Annotated in this window: 9 protein-coding genes and 1 pseudogene; 9 read left to right on the top strand and 1 reads right to left on the bottom strand. The window is 47.6% G+C overall.

The annotated features are described in order from the left end of the window. Positions 1-85: 85 nt before the first annotated feature. The 8 genes and pseudogenes from E5331_RS04630 (at position 86) to E5331_RS04595 (ending at position 14487) form a co-directional block, all read left to right on the top strand. Complete coding sequence (locus E5331_RS04630; protein WP_275441080.1) at positions 86-1309, top strand: MFS transporter; 1224 nt, start codon at positions 86-88, stop codon at positions 1307-1309. Between the two features lie 62 nt (positions 1310-1371). Further along, positions 1372-3021, top strand: a complete 1650-nt coding sequence (locus E5331_RS04625) for a LuxR family transcriptional regulator (protein ID WP_135984095.1) — start codon at positions 1372-1374, stop codon at positions 3019-3021. A gap of 496 nt (positions 3022-3517) precedes the next feature. After that, a pseudogene (locus E5331_RS04620) lies at positions 3518-6682 on the top strand (SusC/RagA family TonB-linked outer membrane protein). A gap of 24 nt (positions 6683-6706) precedes the next feature. Then, positions 6707-8218, top strand: a complete 1512-nt coding sequence (locus E5331_RS04615; RefSeq protein ID WP_135984093.1) for a RagB/SusD family nutrient uptake outer membrane protein — start codon at positions 6707-6709, stop codon at positions 8216-8218. 108 nt (positions 8219-8326) lie between these two features. Next, positions 8327-8608, top strand: coding sequence for a LysO family transporter (locus E5331_RS04610; RefSeq protein WP_123484701.1), 282 nt, complete (start codon positions 8327-8329; stop codon positions 8606-8608). Continuing rightward, a complete protein-coding gene (locus tag E5331_RS04605; RefSeq protein WP_123484702.1) occupies positions 8605-9207 on the top strand; it encodes a LysO family transporter in 603 nt (200 codons plus the stop codon). The genes E5331_RS04610 and E5331_RS04605 overlap by 4 nt, the downstream gene beginning before the upstream one ends. A gap of 85 nt (positions 9208-9292) precedes the next feature. After that, positions 9293-12385 (top strand): glycoside hydrolase family 2 TIM barrel-domain containing protein, encoded by a 3093-nt coding sequence (locus E5331_RS04600; RefSeq protein ID WP_135984091.1) that lies wholly within the window; start codon positions 9293-9295, stop codon positions 12383-12385. A 140-nt stretch (positions 12386-12525) separates the two neighbouring features. Next, positions 12526-14487: an MGH1-like glycoside hydrolase domain-containing protein gene (locus E5331_RS04595; protein ID WP_135984089.1), complete on the top strand. Its 1962-nt coding sequence runs from the start codon at positions 12526-12528 to the stop codon at positions 14485-14487. Between the two features lie 378 nt (positions 14488-14865). On the opposite strand, the gene E5331_RS04590 is transcribed toward E5331_RS04595, so the two are convergent. After that, on the bottom strand, positions 14866-16314 hold the full coding sequence (locus E5331_RS04590) for an ATP-binding protein (RefSeq protein WP_123484705.1): 1449 nt from the start codon (positions 16312-16314) through the stop codon (positions 14866-14868). A 222-nt stretch (positions 16315-16536) separates the two neighbouring features. Between E5331_RS04590 and E5331_RS04585 the strand changes: the two genes are divergently transcribed. Continuing rightward, positions 16537-16722, top strand: coding sequence for a hypothetical protein (locus E5331_RS04585; RefSeq protein WP_135984087.1), 186 nt, complete (start codon positions 16537-16539; stop codon positions 16720-16722). Positions 16723-17428 lie beyond the last annotated feature (706 nt).

Genomic DNA, 17428 nt, shown 5'->3' with positions numbered 1-17428 from the left:
TGGTTAATTCCACCTGACGGATATTGTTTGATTAGCTTTATTTTACTAATTTTGCCTTAAATTTGCAGAAAGGATTCAATTAGCTATGGCAGTAAACACTCCTTCAGAAGAGATGCCTCCAAAATCATCTTTGCGAAAAGAAACGCTTTGGAACCGTGACTATTGCAAGGCAATGGTCGGGAATTTCATGCTGTTTTTCTCTTTCTATATTCTCACTCCACTATTGCCCATATATCTGGATGCGGAATTTGCCGCCGATAAGGATGTAATGGGTCTTGTCCTATCCGGCTATGTCGTGGCGGCTCTCCTTGTCCGCCCTTTCAGCGGATTTATCGTCGATTCTTTCGACCGGAAAAAGGTGCTGGCAATCTGTTTCTTCATATTCTTTATCCTATTTACAGGATACATCGGTGCCGGGACGCTACTCATGTTCGCCATAGTGCGCACGCTCCACGGTCTGCCGTTCGGTGCCGTGACTGTAGCCAACTCCACCGTCGCAATCGACACTCTACCCTCATCACGCCGCAACGAAGGGATAGGATTCTATGGATTGAGCAACAACCTTGCAATGGCTTTCGCCCCGTCAATCGGTATATGGATCTATCACGCCTCCGATAATTTCACGCTTCTCTTCTGGATAGCCCTCGCCACCGCATTCATCGGATTCATGACCGTATCATCAATAAAGCTACCCAAGCGTGAGCCGAAAAAGAACCAGCCTATAAGCCTTGACCGATTCTTCCTGACAAAAGGATGGCTGCTCGCCCTGAATATCTGCTGCTTCAGTATCTGCTGGGGAATAATGTCGAACTACGTAGCTATTTACGGCAAGGAGATACTAAACGTCACAGACGGCACAGGCATCTTCTTCATGATTCTATCGTTCGGTCTCTTTGCCTCCCGACTACAAGGGTCGAAAGCTCTGGCAAAAGGGAAAATCATCGAGAATGCCGCAATGGGTGTGCTTCTGTCGCTATGCGGTTACACTCTTTTCGCCGCCGTCGAACAGCTATGGGCTTACTATCTCTCTGCCTTGCTCATCGGCTTAGGCAACGGGCACATGTACCCCGCATTCCTAAATATGTTTATAAAACTGGCACGCAATGACCAAAGGGGCACCGCCAACTCATCCATACTGACCGCATGGGATGTCGGAATGGGACTCGGAATGATAGCCGGAGGTTTCCTGCTGGAATACATATCCTATTCCGCCGCCTTCTGGGGTGCTGCCGTGATGCAGGCTGCCGGAACAGCACTCTTCTTCCTCGCCTCTCGCGACTTCTTCTCCCGACGACGAATCGACATTTAATGCTCCTCTTAATTAATACTCCTCTCAATCTTTCATAATCTTCTTCTCAACCTTTCCGACTCATGACACCGATCCTTAAACTCTCAGAATACCATGCGTTTCGCTGTATAAGCCTGACGATATTGATGCTTGTTGTCAACTCGCAAAGATTGGCTGCGGAGAATGATGCAGCAACGCTGCTACAGCGTGCCGTGACTCATCTATATGCCGACCCGAAGGAAGCATCTGCACTTGCCAACAGGGCTCTAAAACTTTGCGACATGTCGAAGCCCGACTCCGTATGCCGCGAAGCTTCAATCCTTTATGCCAATGCCGAACAATTACTCGGAAACTTCGATCTCAGTATAAAGACTCTCTTTGATGCGGAACAGATGACCGACTCCACCGATCTGCATACGTTCGCCAGAATATTTGTGCTGCAAGGTAGAGTGTTCAGCAAGCTCGGTGACTATGCCCGTGCCAACAAGCTAAACGACCGTGCCACCGCCATATTCAAATCGCTTGGGGATTCCGCCTGGGTAGCGAAATGCTACACGGAGAGGGGAGTGACCCTACTGAATACCGATGAATTTATATTGGCGGAGCATTTCTTCCGAAAATCTCTTGACATCAGCCGAAAACTCAAGAATTTAGAGGCAATAGCACGTAATCTCAACAATATGTGCCTATATCCCGGTGACAGCGATGAGAAACTGAAGATAATCGAGGAGGCGATAACCATCAACAAGCATCTTGATTCCAAGTGGGCTCTCGGTGAAAACTACAACAACAAGGGGAAACAGCTCTGCTATGCCAATAAGCCACGGGAAGCCCTTGCCGCTCTTGAGATTGCCAACAGATATATTGATGAGATAGGTGCCCGCGAATTGCTGTGTGATAATTATGAATACACCGCCATGGCTAACGCCGCCGCAGGAAATTTCAAGGCGGCATACGAAAATATGGAGAAGATGACTGTGCTTGTCAGTGAACTTCAACGGCATAACAGCCAGCGCAACACCGACCTTGATATTACAAGGAAACGATTCGAGAATCAGAAACTTGCTGCAGAGAAGCAGGAAAAGGATTACGAAATCAGGATTCTGCATAGAAATCTCTGGATACTGATAGGCGGTGTGATGATGATTGCTGTATGCTGCCTGTTCTATTATTTATGGTATAAACATAAGAAGAACCTGGAGCTGATACAGGCTAACCAGGACCTGCATCTGGCGGAGAAGGAGGTTGACTCCCTGAAGATGCGACAGCAGCAACTCGAACTTGAAAACACACAGAACCTTCTGTCGGAAAGTCGGCAGGAGCTTACCGGATTCGCAGCCTTCCTGAAGAGCAGGAATGAGATGATGGAGAAGATCCGGGATATGCTCAAAGAGGGGTATAAACTCCCGCATGATGAGATGGTGCCACATCTGAAGAAGATTTCCGCTTTCATCTCCTCATACGCCAGCCATGACGATACAAGTAAGACTCTTCTGCTGAAAGCCGAGGAGCTGAACAAGGATTTCATGAACAATCTATTGCAGAAGCATCCAAACCTAACTAAAGGGGAGCGCAACCTTGCATTACTCATTAGAGGGGGTATGTCAACAAAAGAGATCTCCATGCTCCTCGGTCTGGAGACGAAAACCATCAACATGAACAGGTACCGACTGCGAAAAGCCCTCGGCATTCCACAAGATGCCGATCTTCACGACTATCTCACATCCCTCTGAATAGTTTCATGTAGTTTTATGCAGTTTTCAATAGTTTTACACGTACTTTTCCCGCCCTCCCGTCATTTTTCCGTCATTTTCCCGTCATTTTTCCGTCATTTCCCGCACTTCCGTCATTTTTCCGTTATTCTCCCGTCATTTTTCCGTCATTTCTCACACAATAACCGCTAACTTCTTACAACAAACGTCAAACTTTTATAGAAATCATCAAACTTTCTATAGAAGTCGTCAAACTTTTTCAAGAATCGTCAAACTTTGACAAATACCAATTTTCAACACTGCTACCCCCATCGGTGCGTTTTCATATATTGTAGATTATATTCATATATTAAATCACTGATTATCAATATTAGCAATTTATTTTTGTAGATATAATTTGACCGATTTATGATGGTTTGTAGATTGATATTATAACGTAAAAGTTTGATGCCGCGTTCTCATTAATCTAATTTTGCGGCATAAACATTTTTTAATATCCATCTAACCTTTATCTATCATGACTACCACAATTAAGTTCAAAGACCGGGTCTTATCTCTCTTGACCTTGCTTCTTTGTCTCGCCCTTCCGATCCAGGCTTGGGCTCAAAAGCAGACCGTCACCGGCACGGTGACAGAACAGAATGGTGAGCCTATCATCGGAGCCACCATAATGGAAAAGGGAACCACAAACGGCACCACTACCGATTTTGATGGCAACTTCTCCATCAACGTTACAAAGGATGCAATAATCCTTGTATCATACGTCGGCTATGTCCCACAGGAAATCAAAGTGGGGAATAAGACGCATCTTGACATTGTAATCAAGGAAGACAATCAAGTGCTCGATGAAGTGGTCGTAGTAGGATACGGAACCATGAAGAAAAGCGACATGACCGGTGCAATCTCAAGTGTCAACGGAAGCGACCTTGCAAAACGTACCACCACTAACCCGGCAGAGGCACTTCAAGGTAAAATAGCCGGTGTCAACATCACCAAGTCGGGTGGTAATGCCGGTGCCGGTGTATCGGTAAAAATCCGTGGCGTCAAGACTTTCGGAGATAATGAACCGCTCTATATCATCGACGGATTCCCCGGTGATATCAACGCAGTCAATCCTCAGGACATCCAGAGCCTTGAAGTGCTGAAGGATGGTGCCGCCGCTGCAATCTACGGTTCGGTTGCCGCCAACGGTGTGGTGCTAATCACAACAAAAAGCGGTAAGAAGGGTGAAGTGAAAGTAGACTTCTCCACCTATCTCAGCTGGACAGAGGTGGCAAACAGCCTTAAGATGCTTAATGCTGATGAATATAAGCAGGTGCACAAGCAGATGTATGACAACTGGAACAGCCACGTGGAAAACCATAAGGCGAACTATGGCGGCGACAGCTGGAGCAACTCTCTGCTTCCTCTCCCGGCATATATTACCGAAAACACCGGAGTCAACACCAACTGGCAGGACGCAATGACCCGCACCGGTTTCTCACAGAACTATATGGTGAGCGTGCGCGGCGGAAGCGACATCGCACGATTCTCACTCAGCTACAACCACGCTAATGACAAAGGAATCTTCCTCGGCAATGACCATCGTCAGGACAACGCACGAATGAAAGTCACAGCCACTAAATATATTTTTGACTTTGAAGCTAACATGGCTTTCAAATACACTAAGAGCCGTCAGCCTCAGTATCAGATCAAAGAGATGTATGGCATATCTCCGCTCGTGCCTATCTATGACGACACTCGTGAGTATGGCTACGGACTCACTGACTTCAACGGATTGCCTAACAATAGAAACGTAATGGCTGATAATAATTTCCGTCAGTCGGAGGCCCGCTATTACCACACTTCTGCCAACGCTGCGATCACAATGCATTTCACACCCTGGCTAAACTACAAGATCAGCTAAGCCTACCGTGGCGAACACGAACGCGACAATTATCACACCCCCGCCTACGTGGCTGACGTGCGCTCAGTGCAGGAATATCCCGAAAATGACGAGACTTCGGCATATTGGGAGGAGCAGGTGATGGAAAATGTGCTCTCTTTCAACAAGGACTTCGGCAAGCACTCCGTGCAGGCTGTGCTCGGTCACTCCATCATGGCTCGCAAATACACCTGGAACTCTGTCGGTGTTGTCGGCAAGACCACGACTTACAAGGTGGAGGACGGCAACCTCGTCACAAGCGAAATCCCCGGTGGATTCCTTGATCCTAATTTCACCACTATAGGTGCCGGTACGGGCGGCACATTCTCCGGCGACGGCAGCAACTGGAAATATCGCCGTGTGTCAATATTCGGTCGTGTCAACTATAACTTCGACAGCCGTTATCTCTTCCAGGCAACTGTTCGCCGCGACGGTTCAAGTAAATTCGGCTCCAACAGCCGCTGGGGTACATTCCCATCATTCGCTCTCGGCTGGAGAATATCCGAAGAGGAGTTCTTCCCGAAAGATATTGCTGTCAGCAATCTTAAACTCCGTGGCAGCTGGGGTAAGCTCGGCAATGAGAATGCTCTCGGATACTACGACTTCCTCGCACTCATATCCACCTACAACACCAAGTATCAGGGATACGTGCAGGGCAACGGTGACAATGCTTGGACCGGAAGTATCGCCCGTACTCTCGAAAACCGTTCGCTCAAATGGGAAACAACTGAGACAACCAACATCGGCGTAGACTATGGTCTGTTTAACAATCACCTCAACGGCTCCTTGAACTGGTACTACAACAAGACATCCGACCTTCTCATCTATAAGGTGCTACCTTACTCCGCAGGTCTTGCCAACCCGATCCTCAACGTAGGCAAGATGAGAAACACCGGCGTGGAATTTGAAATCAACTATCAGGATTCAAAGGCGGGATGGGACTACAGCTTCGGTCTTAACCTCGCGACTACGAGCAACAAGGTGCTTGAGCTTGCCGATGAAGGACAGGTGATATATGGCGAAGGTCTTAAATTCGGTACAGAGCACTTCCCGACCCAGACGATGGTGGGCAAACCGATCGGTGCTTTCTATCTCTACAAGACCGACGGTCTCTTCCAGAGCGATGAGGAAGCCCGCAACTACGTCAACAAGAACGGCGACCGCTACCAGCCTCTCGCTGATGCCGGTGACGTGAAATTCGTAGACGTGAACGGTGACGGCGTAATCGATGACGCCGACAAAGTGGAATGTGGTTCCGGTATTCCCAAACTTGAGGTTAACCTCAACTTCAACGTGGCTTGGAAAGGATTCGACCTCTCCGGCGTGATCGGAAGTGCATGGGGACACAAGCTATACAACGGCAACATGTATTTCTATGAGAGCATGAACGCAGGATCCAACTTCCTGACCTCCACTCTTGATGCCTGGACACCGACCAATACCAACACCGACGTGCCGCGTGCTATCTTCAACGACCCCAACGGCAACCTCAAGGAGAGCGACCGCTTCCTGAAGAACGGCAATTTCGTGCGTCTTCGTCAGATTCAGCTCGGCTACACTCTTCCAGCCCACATCACACGCAAGGCATTTATCGAGAACCTGAGATTCTATTTCAGTGCCGACAACCTTTTCACAATCACATCCTACAAGGGTGTCGATCCGGAGTTCTCTCGTGCAAACGTGCTCAACACCGGTATCGATAAACTGATATATCCTTTCACCCGCAGCTTTACTATCGGAGCGCAGGTATCTTTCTAACAACCATTAAATCTGAATATTCTCATGAAATCCAAGATAATGATTCCCGCCCTTCTCCTCATGGCGGCTTCCTTCTCCTCTTGTGAGGACTACCTGACTCTCGAGAGTCCCGACAAACTGACATCCTCAAGCTTCTGGCGCGACCAAAGCGATGCAGAGGCAGGTCTCGCAGCTGCTTATTCTCAGCTTGAATATTACATCGACACTTGGGAGTTTGCCGAAGTGAAATGGCCCGTGGAGGCATACCGCGAGGATGTGGTAAAAATCGGTGCCGACGTGCCCAACTATCCCAACTGGATGGAACTCTACAACTTCACATATACCAACGGTAACTCACAGTTTGCAAGCTATTGGAGCAACAACTATCGAGGAATCAGCTTCTCCAACCAGGTCATCGACAAGGTTGGCGGAATGCCCGACGATAAGATAGATCCCACTATCCGCAAGCAAATCGTGAATGAAGGTAAGTTCCTGCGCGCATACTACCACCTGAAACTTATCCTCAACTGGGATAAAATCATTGTGCGTGACCATTTCATCACCGATCAGGCGGATCTCAGCGCACCCCTTTCAGAAAGAGCCACTGCATGGGACTTCATAATCGCCGACCTTCAGGATGCCACCGAACTCCCGGTAAGCCATAATTCCGATAATCTCGGACGTGCCACTAAGGGTGCAGCCTATTCTTACCTCGGATTTGCTTGCCTTACCCGTGCGTATGAGGAGCCGGCTCAAAAGAATGAATGGCTTAAAAAGGCTGCCGATGCTCTCAGCAACGTGAAGGGCTACGAACTGGAGAAGAATTTCAACACAATGTTCGACGGCTCCAACAAGAACTGCAAGGAATCCATCTTTGAGCTTCAGACATCCATGAGCACAGCAAATGGTGCGAACTACCGCACGCAGTTCCACCGTTGGATCGGTTGCAGCGAGCTTTGGGGATGGGACGAGATCCTACCTTCCGAAACTCTGGTGAAGGAATACATGAAAGAGGGTATGACCGCCACTACCGGACGCTATGACTCCCGCCTATACTACACAATCTTCTTGAATTGCGACTATTTCAACGACGGAACAGGAAGAATGTATGGCTATGACTACAACGACTGGTTTGAAGGTGCCGACAAACCCGCCTTCCGCAAGTTTCTCCCCGGTGATATGGCTGGTCTGGAAGCCAACTATTGTGCAATCAATGTGCCGTTGATGCGTTATTCTAATGTGCTGCTCATGCAGGCTGAGATTCTCAACGAGCAGGGCAACACTCCGGAAGCAATCAGCCTCATCAACAAGGTGAGAGACGTGCATGGCGATATGCCCCCTATGACGGGTAGTTCTCAGGATGCTGTACGCGCACAGATCGAGCATGAACGCATGATTGAGTTCCCGCTTGAAAACTGGAGATGGTACGACCTTCGCAGATGGGGCAAGACAAAGTCCGCCCTCGAAGCTGCCGGACGCGCCGGATACGACGATTCCCGTTCATTCTATCCCGTCCCTCTGATGGAGATAAATGCTAACGACCAGATTAGTTTATAGTTTATAGTTTATAGTTTATAATTGAGAATTTAGGATTGAGAATTGAAATTTTCAACACTAATTCTCCTCAACTTTCAATTCTCAATTCTAAATTTTAAATTTTCAACAATGTTTACCATAATTCTCATAATGGCTACAGGCATCGGTCTCGGCTGGCTGCTACGCGGACGAAAGATGCCGTTTCTCGGACGCATAACCAACGCACTGATATGGGTGCTCCTGTTTCTGCTCGGTGTCGAGGTAGGCGGCGATGAACGGATTGTAAACGGCATAGCCTCCCTTGGATTGGAAGCAATACTGATTTCTGTTGCAGGAGTAGCCGGTTCATGCCTACTTGCATGCGGATTATGGCGATGGGCGAGAAGCGGAAAGGAGGTGAAGAGGAAATGAAGGGTAGTCTCATAATCGTTGCGTTTTTCATACTCGGTGTGATTGCCGGACGTATGGAGTGGCTCACAATCGACAAATTCGGTTTCGACATCAGTTTCACGGCTCTTGCCATGCTGATGCTATGCGTCGGTATTGGCGTAGGTAGCGATCTCGGCGCATTGCGCAACCTGAAGACCCTTGACCGACGGTTACTGCTACTGCCGCTCGTCACTATATGCGGCACTCTCCTGGGATGTCTTATCCTCGCTGTCATTATTCCGTGGCGGACGATTCCGGAGACATTGGCTATCGGAAGCGGATTCGGCTACTACTCCTTGTCGAGTATATTCATAACCCAATATAAAGGTCCGGAACCGGGAACCGTTGCACTACTCGCCAACATAGCACGTGAGATAATAACCCTCTTAGGTGCTCCTATTCTGTTGAAGCTGGCAGGTCCGCTCGCTCCTATATCTTCCGGCGGAGCCACAAGCATGGATACGACCCTCCCGATAATTAGCAGTGTATCCGGCAAGGAATTTGTGATTCTCTCGATATACCACGGATTCACCGTAGATTTCAGTGTACCATTCCTCGTCACATTCTTCTGTAGCATCTGACATCCTCTTTCTCTTGGTAACAGTCGCCCGATAACGGATGCCTGCTGTCGAAAGGGGCTACCACTGTCAAAACAACCCTACAACCATGAAACCACATATACTATCTTTAGCATTATCTCTCTTGCCATTGACCGCTGTCGCGAATCAGCCTTGGCAAGACCAGCACATAAATTCTATCAATCGCGAGCCAATGGCGGCTCATTTCCTCCCGTTCTCCTCCGAGAAAGCTGCCGTCGGCAACCGTATGCTTCCCGCTGCCGCCAGATATGCCAATTCCGACGGGCAGAGAAGGGTTTCGCTCAACGGCACCTGGAAATTCCTATATTTCAAAAATGACGCATCCTGTCCTGCCGACATATATAAATCCAATCTGAAGAAACCGGCATCTATTGAAGTGCCCGGAAGCTGGGAACTGCAAGGCTTTGATGCCCCGATATATACCGATACCCGCTATCCATTCCCGGCTACGCCACCCTTTGTGCCTACCGACTATAATCCCGTCGGAGTGTACCAGCGCAACATCTCCGTGCCCGACGCATGGAAAGATCTCGACATATTCCTTGAATTTGAGGGGGTGGAATCCGCTTATTACGTATGGCTTAACGATGAACTGATAGGTTATGCAGAAGATAGCCGACTCCCTTCCGTATTCAAAATCACAGGGAAAGTCAAGAAAGGGAACAATCGTCTGACCGTAAAGGCATTCAGATATAGCGACGGATCATATCTTGAAGGGCAGGACTATTGGAAGTATAGCGGAATAGAGCGCAACGTGTCGCTGACCGCACGTCCGAAATCACGTATCGCCGATTTCCATCTTAACTCACCGTTGGTCAACGGATACCATGACGGTGATATGTCGCTATCTATAAAGATGCTTAACCCCATGAAGGGGGAGAGTATAGCCGTAAGGCTTTATGACGGCGACAGGGAGATCTGGAGCAATACCCACACCATCGCATCCGCAGCCGATTCCATACTTGATTACTCTCATCTCGTGGCGGCTGCAACCCCTTGGAATGCCGAGAACCCTCATCTCTACACCCTTACCGTGACGCATCGTGACGCATCCGGCAATGAGAAGGAGGCGTTCACCCATCCTTTCGGATTCCGAACGGTGGAGATGCGCAACGGTCAGCAGCTCATCAACGGCAAGGCTGTCCTCTTCAAAGGAGTCAACAGGCATGAGCATGATGCCGTGAAGGGGCGCACCGTCTCTGTAGAGTCAATGCTTCAGGATATATCTCTCATGAAACGCCATAATCTTAACGGAGTGCGCAACTGCCATTATCCCAACAACTGGCAATGGTATGAACTTTGCAATGAGTTCGGTCTCTACCTCGTGGATGAAGCGAATATCGAGAGCCATGGTATGGAGGCACACCCCGACGGCACACTTGCCAATATGGAGGGGTGGGAGATACCCTTCATGGAACGCATGAGCCGTATGATTGCACGCGACAGGAATTTCTCCTGTATCGTCACCTGGTCAATGGGTAACGAATCCGGCTACGGCAAGCATTTCGAGACACTATACGACTATACTCACGCCACCGATCCGACACGCCCCGTGCAGTATGAGGGTGGCGGCTACAATGCAAAGAGTGATATCTATTGCCCGATGTATGCCCGAATATGGTCACTTACGCGCCACGTCAACCAACGCGATGCCCGACCGATGATCATGTGTGAGTATGCCCACGCTATGGGTAACAGTGTCGGAAACCTTCAGGATTACTGGGACCTCATCTATAAATATGACCAGCTTCAGGGTGGCTTCATCTGGGATTGGGTAGACCAGACTTTTGAGAAGAGGGATGAAAAGGGGAGAAAGATTTGGGCATTCGGCGGCGATATGGGTTTTGCCGGAGTGGTCAACGACTCCAACTTCTGCGCCAACGGTCTTGTGAGTGCCGACCGCATACCTCACCCCCATCTCGCGGAGGTGAAGAGGGTGATGCAATACATCCATTTCCAGCCCATGGCGTTTGATAAGAACAAGATTGAGGTAATCAACCGTCATGACTTCTCCACTCTCGACAATTATTCTCTCACGTGGCAACTGTCGCGCGATGGCAAGATAGAGAAGACAGGGGATATGAACTTCCCCACCATACTTCCGGGGGAACATGCAGTCATGACCATTCCTTTCGGTGAAATCGAGGGGAAAGGGGAATATATACTGACTCTGCGTGCAAAGACAAAGGTTGCCAACGGTATGATTCCGTCCGGTCATGAATCTGCCACCGGTCAGTGGATGCTGACTGACTTCTCTCCGACATTCCAAGCTTCCGGCAACGGCAATACCTCCGTGGCGGAAGAGAACGGTATGGTCATATTGAATGCGAAAGGTCATTCCATATCATTCTCCAAAAACGATGGTGCGCTATGCTCTTGGCAGCATGAGGGGAGAGAGTTGGTGAAAGCTCCTCTGAAACCCAACTTCTGGCGCCCGCTTACAGATAACGACATCCCCAACGGGCATCTCGAACGCTGTGCCGTCTGGAAAAACGCCGCCGACAATATGAAGGTGGAGCAGATTACCACCGTAAGGAATGACAACGGACTTGCAGGGCTCGACGTGGCAATGTATAACGCCGCTCTTGACCTTCGTCTTGAGATAGCCTACAGATTAGGCGACAACGAGACTCTTGACGTGGATTATCACTTCATTCCCGGAAAGGTGCAGCTCCCCGAACTGCCGCGACTCGGAATGTCGATGACTCTCCCCGGCGAGTTCACAAATATGAAATGGTATGGCAGGGGACCGGTGGAAAGCTATCCCGACCGCAAATCGGCATCCCTTATCGGCACCTACGAATCGACTGTACGCGAACAATTCCACCCCTACGTAAGGGCACAGGAGACGGGCAACCATTGCGACGTGCGTTGGATGGCTCTCACCGACAATAATGGCTACGGTATAATGATAGCCGGCAACGAACCGCTCAATATATCCGCATGGGATTTCCCGCAGTCAGATCTGGAATACGTGCCGGCAATGATCGAGCGCAAGCATGGCGGGAGTATAGTGCCGCAAGACATGGTGACGCTCAACATCGACCACCGAATGATGGGCGTTGGGGGCGACAACACATGGGGCGCACAGGTGCATCCCGAATACACAATCACACCGGAAGAATACCGCTACAGGTTCTCCCTACGTCCAATAAAATAATTGATAGTTGATGGTTGATAGTTGATAGTTTATAGTTGATAGTTTATAGTTGATAGTTGATTAATTCTCAAACCTCCAACCTCAAATCTTAAACCATAAACCATAAACCTTAAACCATAAACCCTAAACACTAAACGACAATGAAATCTCTGCTTATCTCCGCACTCGCAGCCGTCGCAATCATTCCGACTGCCTGCACCGGCATAGATGCCGCCAACGAAGTGCGATATGAGTATCCGGATATTTTCGACATATCATACACTCCCGATACTCTACACAGATGCACCGGTTGGTTTACTGATGCCGGTGCATGGTTCGGATTCACGATTCCTGAGAAAGAGACCGAAATAAACGGTTTCTGCGGTCCCTTCAGCCTTGACATGAACCGTAGGCAATGGCTCGCGAAAACGGCTCTGAATGTGACTCCCGTCAATGCCGCAAAATTGACGGCGGCTGACTCATCATGCTACTATCCCGGAGAAATCCGCTTAATGTCAGAATATGCCGACGGCGAGATTGCCCAACGTCTGAATTTCATAAACTCTCATTCAGCCCTTCTCTCCATCGCAAACTCCACGGGTAATGAGATCATCTGCTCCGGCATAGATTGGGCAAAGGATATTAGTCTCTCTTTGAATGGGAACACCGTGGTGGCATCCCATCCATCAGGAGAAACACTTGCATTGACCTTCCGACCCGATGTGGAGATCTCCATATCATCCGACAACTACAAGGCGATCGTGCCCGCTCGTGACAAGGACTATGTGGTGATAAGTCTTTTTGATTCCCCCGATGCGCTGGAATCCGGATTAACCACCGTCGACAGTATTCTGACAAATCCGGCGAAGGCGTTACAGGTAAACTCTTCCCGTTGGGCAAATTATCTTCAGAAGACCCTGCGTGACGATATGCCGGAGGAATACGACCGTATCGCTGTCAAGGCTATCACCACGCTCGTATCCAATCACCGCGCCGCACGTGGCGGACTTCTACACGACGGCATAATACCGAGTCATGCCGTAGGATATTTCGTCGGTCTGTGGGCGTGGGACAGCTGGAGATTCGTGGCAGGTGCCGCTACTTTCGATCCGGAACTCGCAAAGAACAATATCCGCGCGATGTTTGACTATCAGCTCCCCGACGGAATGATAATCGACTGCATATATACCGACCCCACTGAAAATAATGCACGCAACAGCAAGCCACCGTTGGTATGTTGGGCGGTCAATAAGATCTGGGAGGCATCCGCCGACAAGGCATTCCTCGCCGAGATGTATCCTCAGCTGCTCGCCTACTATAAATGGTGGTATGATAAGCGCGACCATGACCGGAATGGCATGTGTGAGTACGGAGCCACCGACGGCACTCTTGAGGCAGCAGCATGGGAGAGCGGTATGGACAACGCGATACGTTTCGACGACACAAAGATGCTTTCCAACGGTTCTGACGATGCGTGGAGCATGGATCAGGAGAGCGTGGATCTCAACGCTTATCTTGCCAACGAATGCATGTATCTCAAGAAGTTTGCAGAAATCCTCGGCGAGAAATTCGATGCCCCGGACCATACTGCGGAGCTGAAGGATTATTTCTACGACAATGAGCGCAACTTCTTCTTCGACCGCACGCTCGACGGCAAATTCGTAGGAGACCCCGGTTGCGAGGCATACACCATGCTCTGGACCGGACTCGCATCGCCGGAACAGGTGGAGAAGATGATGCCGACGCTGAAGGATGAGAAGAAATTTTCCACTTTCATACCCTTCCCGACGATTGCCGCCGACAATCCGAAATATAATCCGCGCGGCTATTGGCGTGGTCCGATATGGCTCGACCAGACATACTTCGCCATCAACGGTCTACGCAACTACGGCTACGGCGATCTGGCAGACGAATACACACGTCAGGTGTTCGACCGTCTCGACGGATTGAAAGAGGGAGCACCCATACACGAAAACTATGACACACACACCGGAAAACGGCTGAAAGCACCCCATTTCAGCTGGAGCGCATCCCATCTGATAATGCTCTACCACGAATACGGCTCCTCCCAAAAAGAGAAAACCCAAAAAGAAAAGACAAAGAAAGAGCAGTCCAAAGCCTGATTCCAAAATGCCGCGCCAACAACGCGGCATTTTATTTTTACAAAAATTTGTAGACAATATTTCTCTCAACCATCCGGCATCAACAGATAAAATCCTCTCTACCTCTGCAATCGAAAGATTGATGACCTCAAAGTCATAGCAGAACCGACTCTGGGCATAAGTCATTTCAAAGATTATCGCGCCCCCTGAACGAACCACCTCTTTCCGTTGATCTCCTTAAGCCAAGGGATTATGAGAGTCATGTCATTCATATATATATTACATGAACTATATATGAATTTACAACCCATAATTCACTATCTTACAGAGTTATTTAAATATTACATGACTCAGGTCGCTTGAGCATCAAAGAGTCCATTACATGAATTTACATGAAAATCATCCCCATATCGGTATATAGGCTATGTCTCTTCGATTGGTACCCTCAGGTGTGCCGATCTTAATCAAACCCTGCGCGAGAGCTTCCTTGATAACAATCGAAACCAATGGATAGTTCCTCTCTTCAACCCCAAGACGCTCTCGTAATGACTTATTAGTAAGCATTTCGTTACCAAGATATTTCAGACAAGCGTGTTGATAACAGGCTTGCACACGCTCGTCCTTTGTGGTTTCGCCCCATGTCTTATACGCGGAAAGAATAATTGTGGTACGAATGTCAGAAACTCGGTATTTAATTGGAGGCAACTGATATTCCTCAATCGCTGAAAGTGCCTTATCCATACCACTTCCTTTTTCCTCGCAGAATCCCATTCTACGCATTATGTCGGCAAGTCCCTCGTTCCGTGATTGATACTCGTCAATAAATCGGTCTGTACTTATTAGAGGTTGTCCCGGGGATGAGATTTCAACACGGTCAGAGTATATCTCTATCATCGGAAAACCCATGATGAAAAAATCCTGATGGATTATCATATTGGCAGATATTTCCCGGATCGCTATCTCTGGGTACATCCTCACATCCTTACGTAATGCACGCCCGATTTCCTCGTTAGCCGGGAGTTGCCCGTTCACCCAATCAATCATCATAGGAAACCCGACGGCATATCCCTGTTCAAAAGATTTTTCCCTGACAGTTTCAAGCTTGTTTTTCCCTTTGTACACAATCACACGCACAGCCTTACGGTAAAGACTATCGAAATCCCGTAGGTCTTTGGCAAGCAGTATCGCACCTAATTCGGTAATTCCGTATCCCGTTAGCTCCGGTACGACAAACTTTTCAGATACGAAACGCTCCATTATGCCGTCAACAGTTTGCGGCATTGGGATTTTCAATCGGTCAAAGTAAGTCTCTGCACTGAGGAGCCGAATGACTTCGGAAGAACTACCACACTCTTTTATAATCGTCTTGTCAATGGTTTTGCCACGATTTTTCTTCCATAGTTTCATTTCTTTTTCCGGATAACCTAAAAGTGGTTTTGTCAACGACCCGATACGGATATATGCGACATTTAGGAATGTGACGGGACGCTCTGTCGCAGCTGGAATCCTATAAAGTGAGATATGCTTGTCCTCTTTATCAAATTCAAAACACTCAATATCGATTCTGGGGTTGAGGCGGTTAAGCAGCCACATTTCAAGCTCTTCGTTCCCTTTTTTACGTTGCTTCGCCTGGAAGCTTGTACCGATAACATTATGGGTGCCATCCTCAATACCGAATACAAGATATCCAAACGGCTCATTGACAAGGGCGGCACTATTGGATAGTGCTGACAGGCGTTGTCCAATTTCCTCCTCAGAGTGAAAATTATGTTTAAACTCCACCAATTCCGTTTCCTGCGGAAGCGAAATAAGTTTATCGAGTAAGTGTGTCAATTCAACTTTATTCATATTACAAAGATACTAATTTTTCTACAATGTTGGTCTGATCCCCCGTTTAATGTATAAGATTGTTTTTTTAATTATTGCTGTCCGATAAAACTCGGAAAATAGGGCGGCTGTTCAGTAATCTTTGGAAAATGGAGGTGGTATGGCATTAGAAAAAGTTCTATATTTGCGCAACAAACAGAAATGGCCGTCCGTTTTATATTTAAACATTTTCTAATTAGAATTATGGCAATAGCAATACATACATCACCTGAACTATCGGGTCGCACTGCTGAACTTTTTATAGAGGCTGCTGAGAATCGACCTACGACTCGTATTCCTTTGACAGAAGAGCAAAAAAATATGCTTCGTATGGTCGAAGAAAAAGGTCGAGTTTTAAGGGAGAAAATTCTCGGTCGCAATGGAAAATAAATTTGATCTTTTCCAAGAATGTTCATCTTTTTATCTGAAGAACGGTTTTAAATTCCTTTATCCAAATGAGCAGGAATAAAAGGACTTTTACAATCTACTTAATGATGATAAATTGCATACCAGAATGATGTATCTTGACTTAAAATAACCTTTATAGAATTAACACAATAACAAATAAAAACTATGATAAGTAATAGCTTAAAGCAGAAGATATGCGGAGCAATGGCGATTCTCGGGCTTCTCGGATTTATTACTATTTTGATAATAGAACTCGGCTACGATAAAGATGTCAACAACTGGTTATTTTATTGTGCTTTTAGTTTTATCTTTGTAGGAATAATGCAGTTCTTACGATATAAAAAACGTGACAGATGAGATAGGCATGTGCAGACGCAACATTGTTTCGGGAAATTTAATAAAAAAGTTCCTGATTTTGAGATAAAATGCCATGTGTTGAAAGTTTTATACAAAAAATTTTTAACTTTGCTATATGAAAAATTACTGGCAAAACAAATACGATATAGACAATTTATTCAATGCTCCCCAATTCAAAAAAATAAAATATGCTGCGTTGATAGTAATAGGTATTATCATTGCAATTCAAATTGCAACGATAGTGTGGATAGACTCTATTCCTTATAAAACAATGATTTTCTTGCGTGGATGTGTGGGCCTGGGAGCTATCATATTTGTAATCATAGCGACC

The sequence above is a fragment of the Lepagella muris genome (genome assembly GCF_004793975.1).
Classification (GTDB): domain Bacteria; phylum Bacteroidota; class Bacteroidia; order Bacteroidales; family Muribaculaceae; genus Lepagella; species Lepagella muris.
Note: the sequence above shows the minus strand (reverse complement) of the source record. Positions and strands in the feature narration are given on the sequence as shown.

Excerpts from the sequence above, each read along its gene's own strand:
- E5331_RS04630 (WP_275441080.1), top strand. The coding sequence starts at position 86 with ATGGCAGTAAACACTCCTTCAGAAGAGATGCCTCCAAAATCATCTTTG.
- E5331_RS04625 (WP_135984095.1), top strand. The coding sequence starts at position 1,372 with ATGACACCGATCCTTAAACTCTCAGAATACCATGCGTTTCGCTGTATA.
- E5331_RS04615 (WP_135984093.1), top strand. The coding sequence starts at position 6,707 with ATGAAATCCAAGATAATGATTCCCGCCCTTCTCCTCATGGCGGCTTCC.
- E5331_RS04610 (WP_123484701.1), top strand. The coding sequence starts at position 8,327 with ATGTTTACCATAATTCTCATAATGGCTACAGGCATCGGTCTCGGCTGG.
- E5331_RS04605 (WP_123484702.1), top strand. The coding sequence starts at position 8,605 with ATGAAGGGTAGTCTCATAATCGTTGCGTTTTTCATACTCGGTGTGATT.
- E5331_RS04600 (WP_135984091.1), top strand. The coding sequence starts at position 9,293 with ATGAAACCACATATACTATCTTTAGCATTATCTCTCTTGCCATTGACC.
- E5331_RS04595 (WP_135984089.1), top strand. The coding sequence starts at position 12,526 with ATGAAATCTCTGCTTATCTCCGCACTCGCAGCCGTCGCAATCATTCCG.
- E5331_RS04590 (WP_123484705.1), bottom strand. The coding sequence starts at position 16,314 with ATGAATAAAGTTGAATTGACACACTTACTCGATAAACTTATTTCGCTT.
- E5331_RS04585 (WP_135984087.1), top strand. The coding sequence starts at position 16,537 with ATGGCAATAGCAATACATACATCACCTGAACTATCGGGTCGCACTGCT.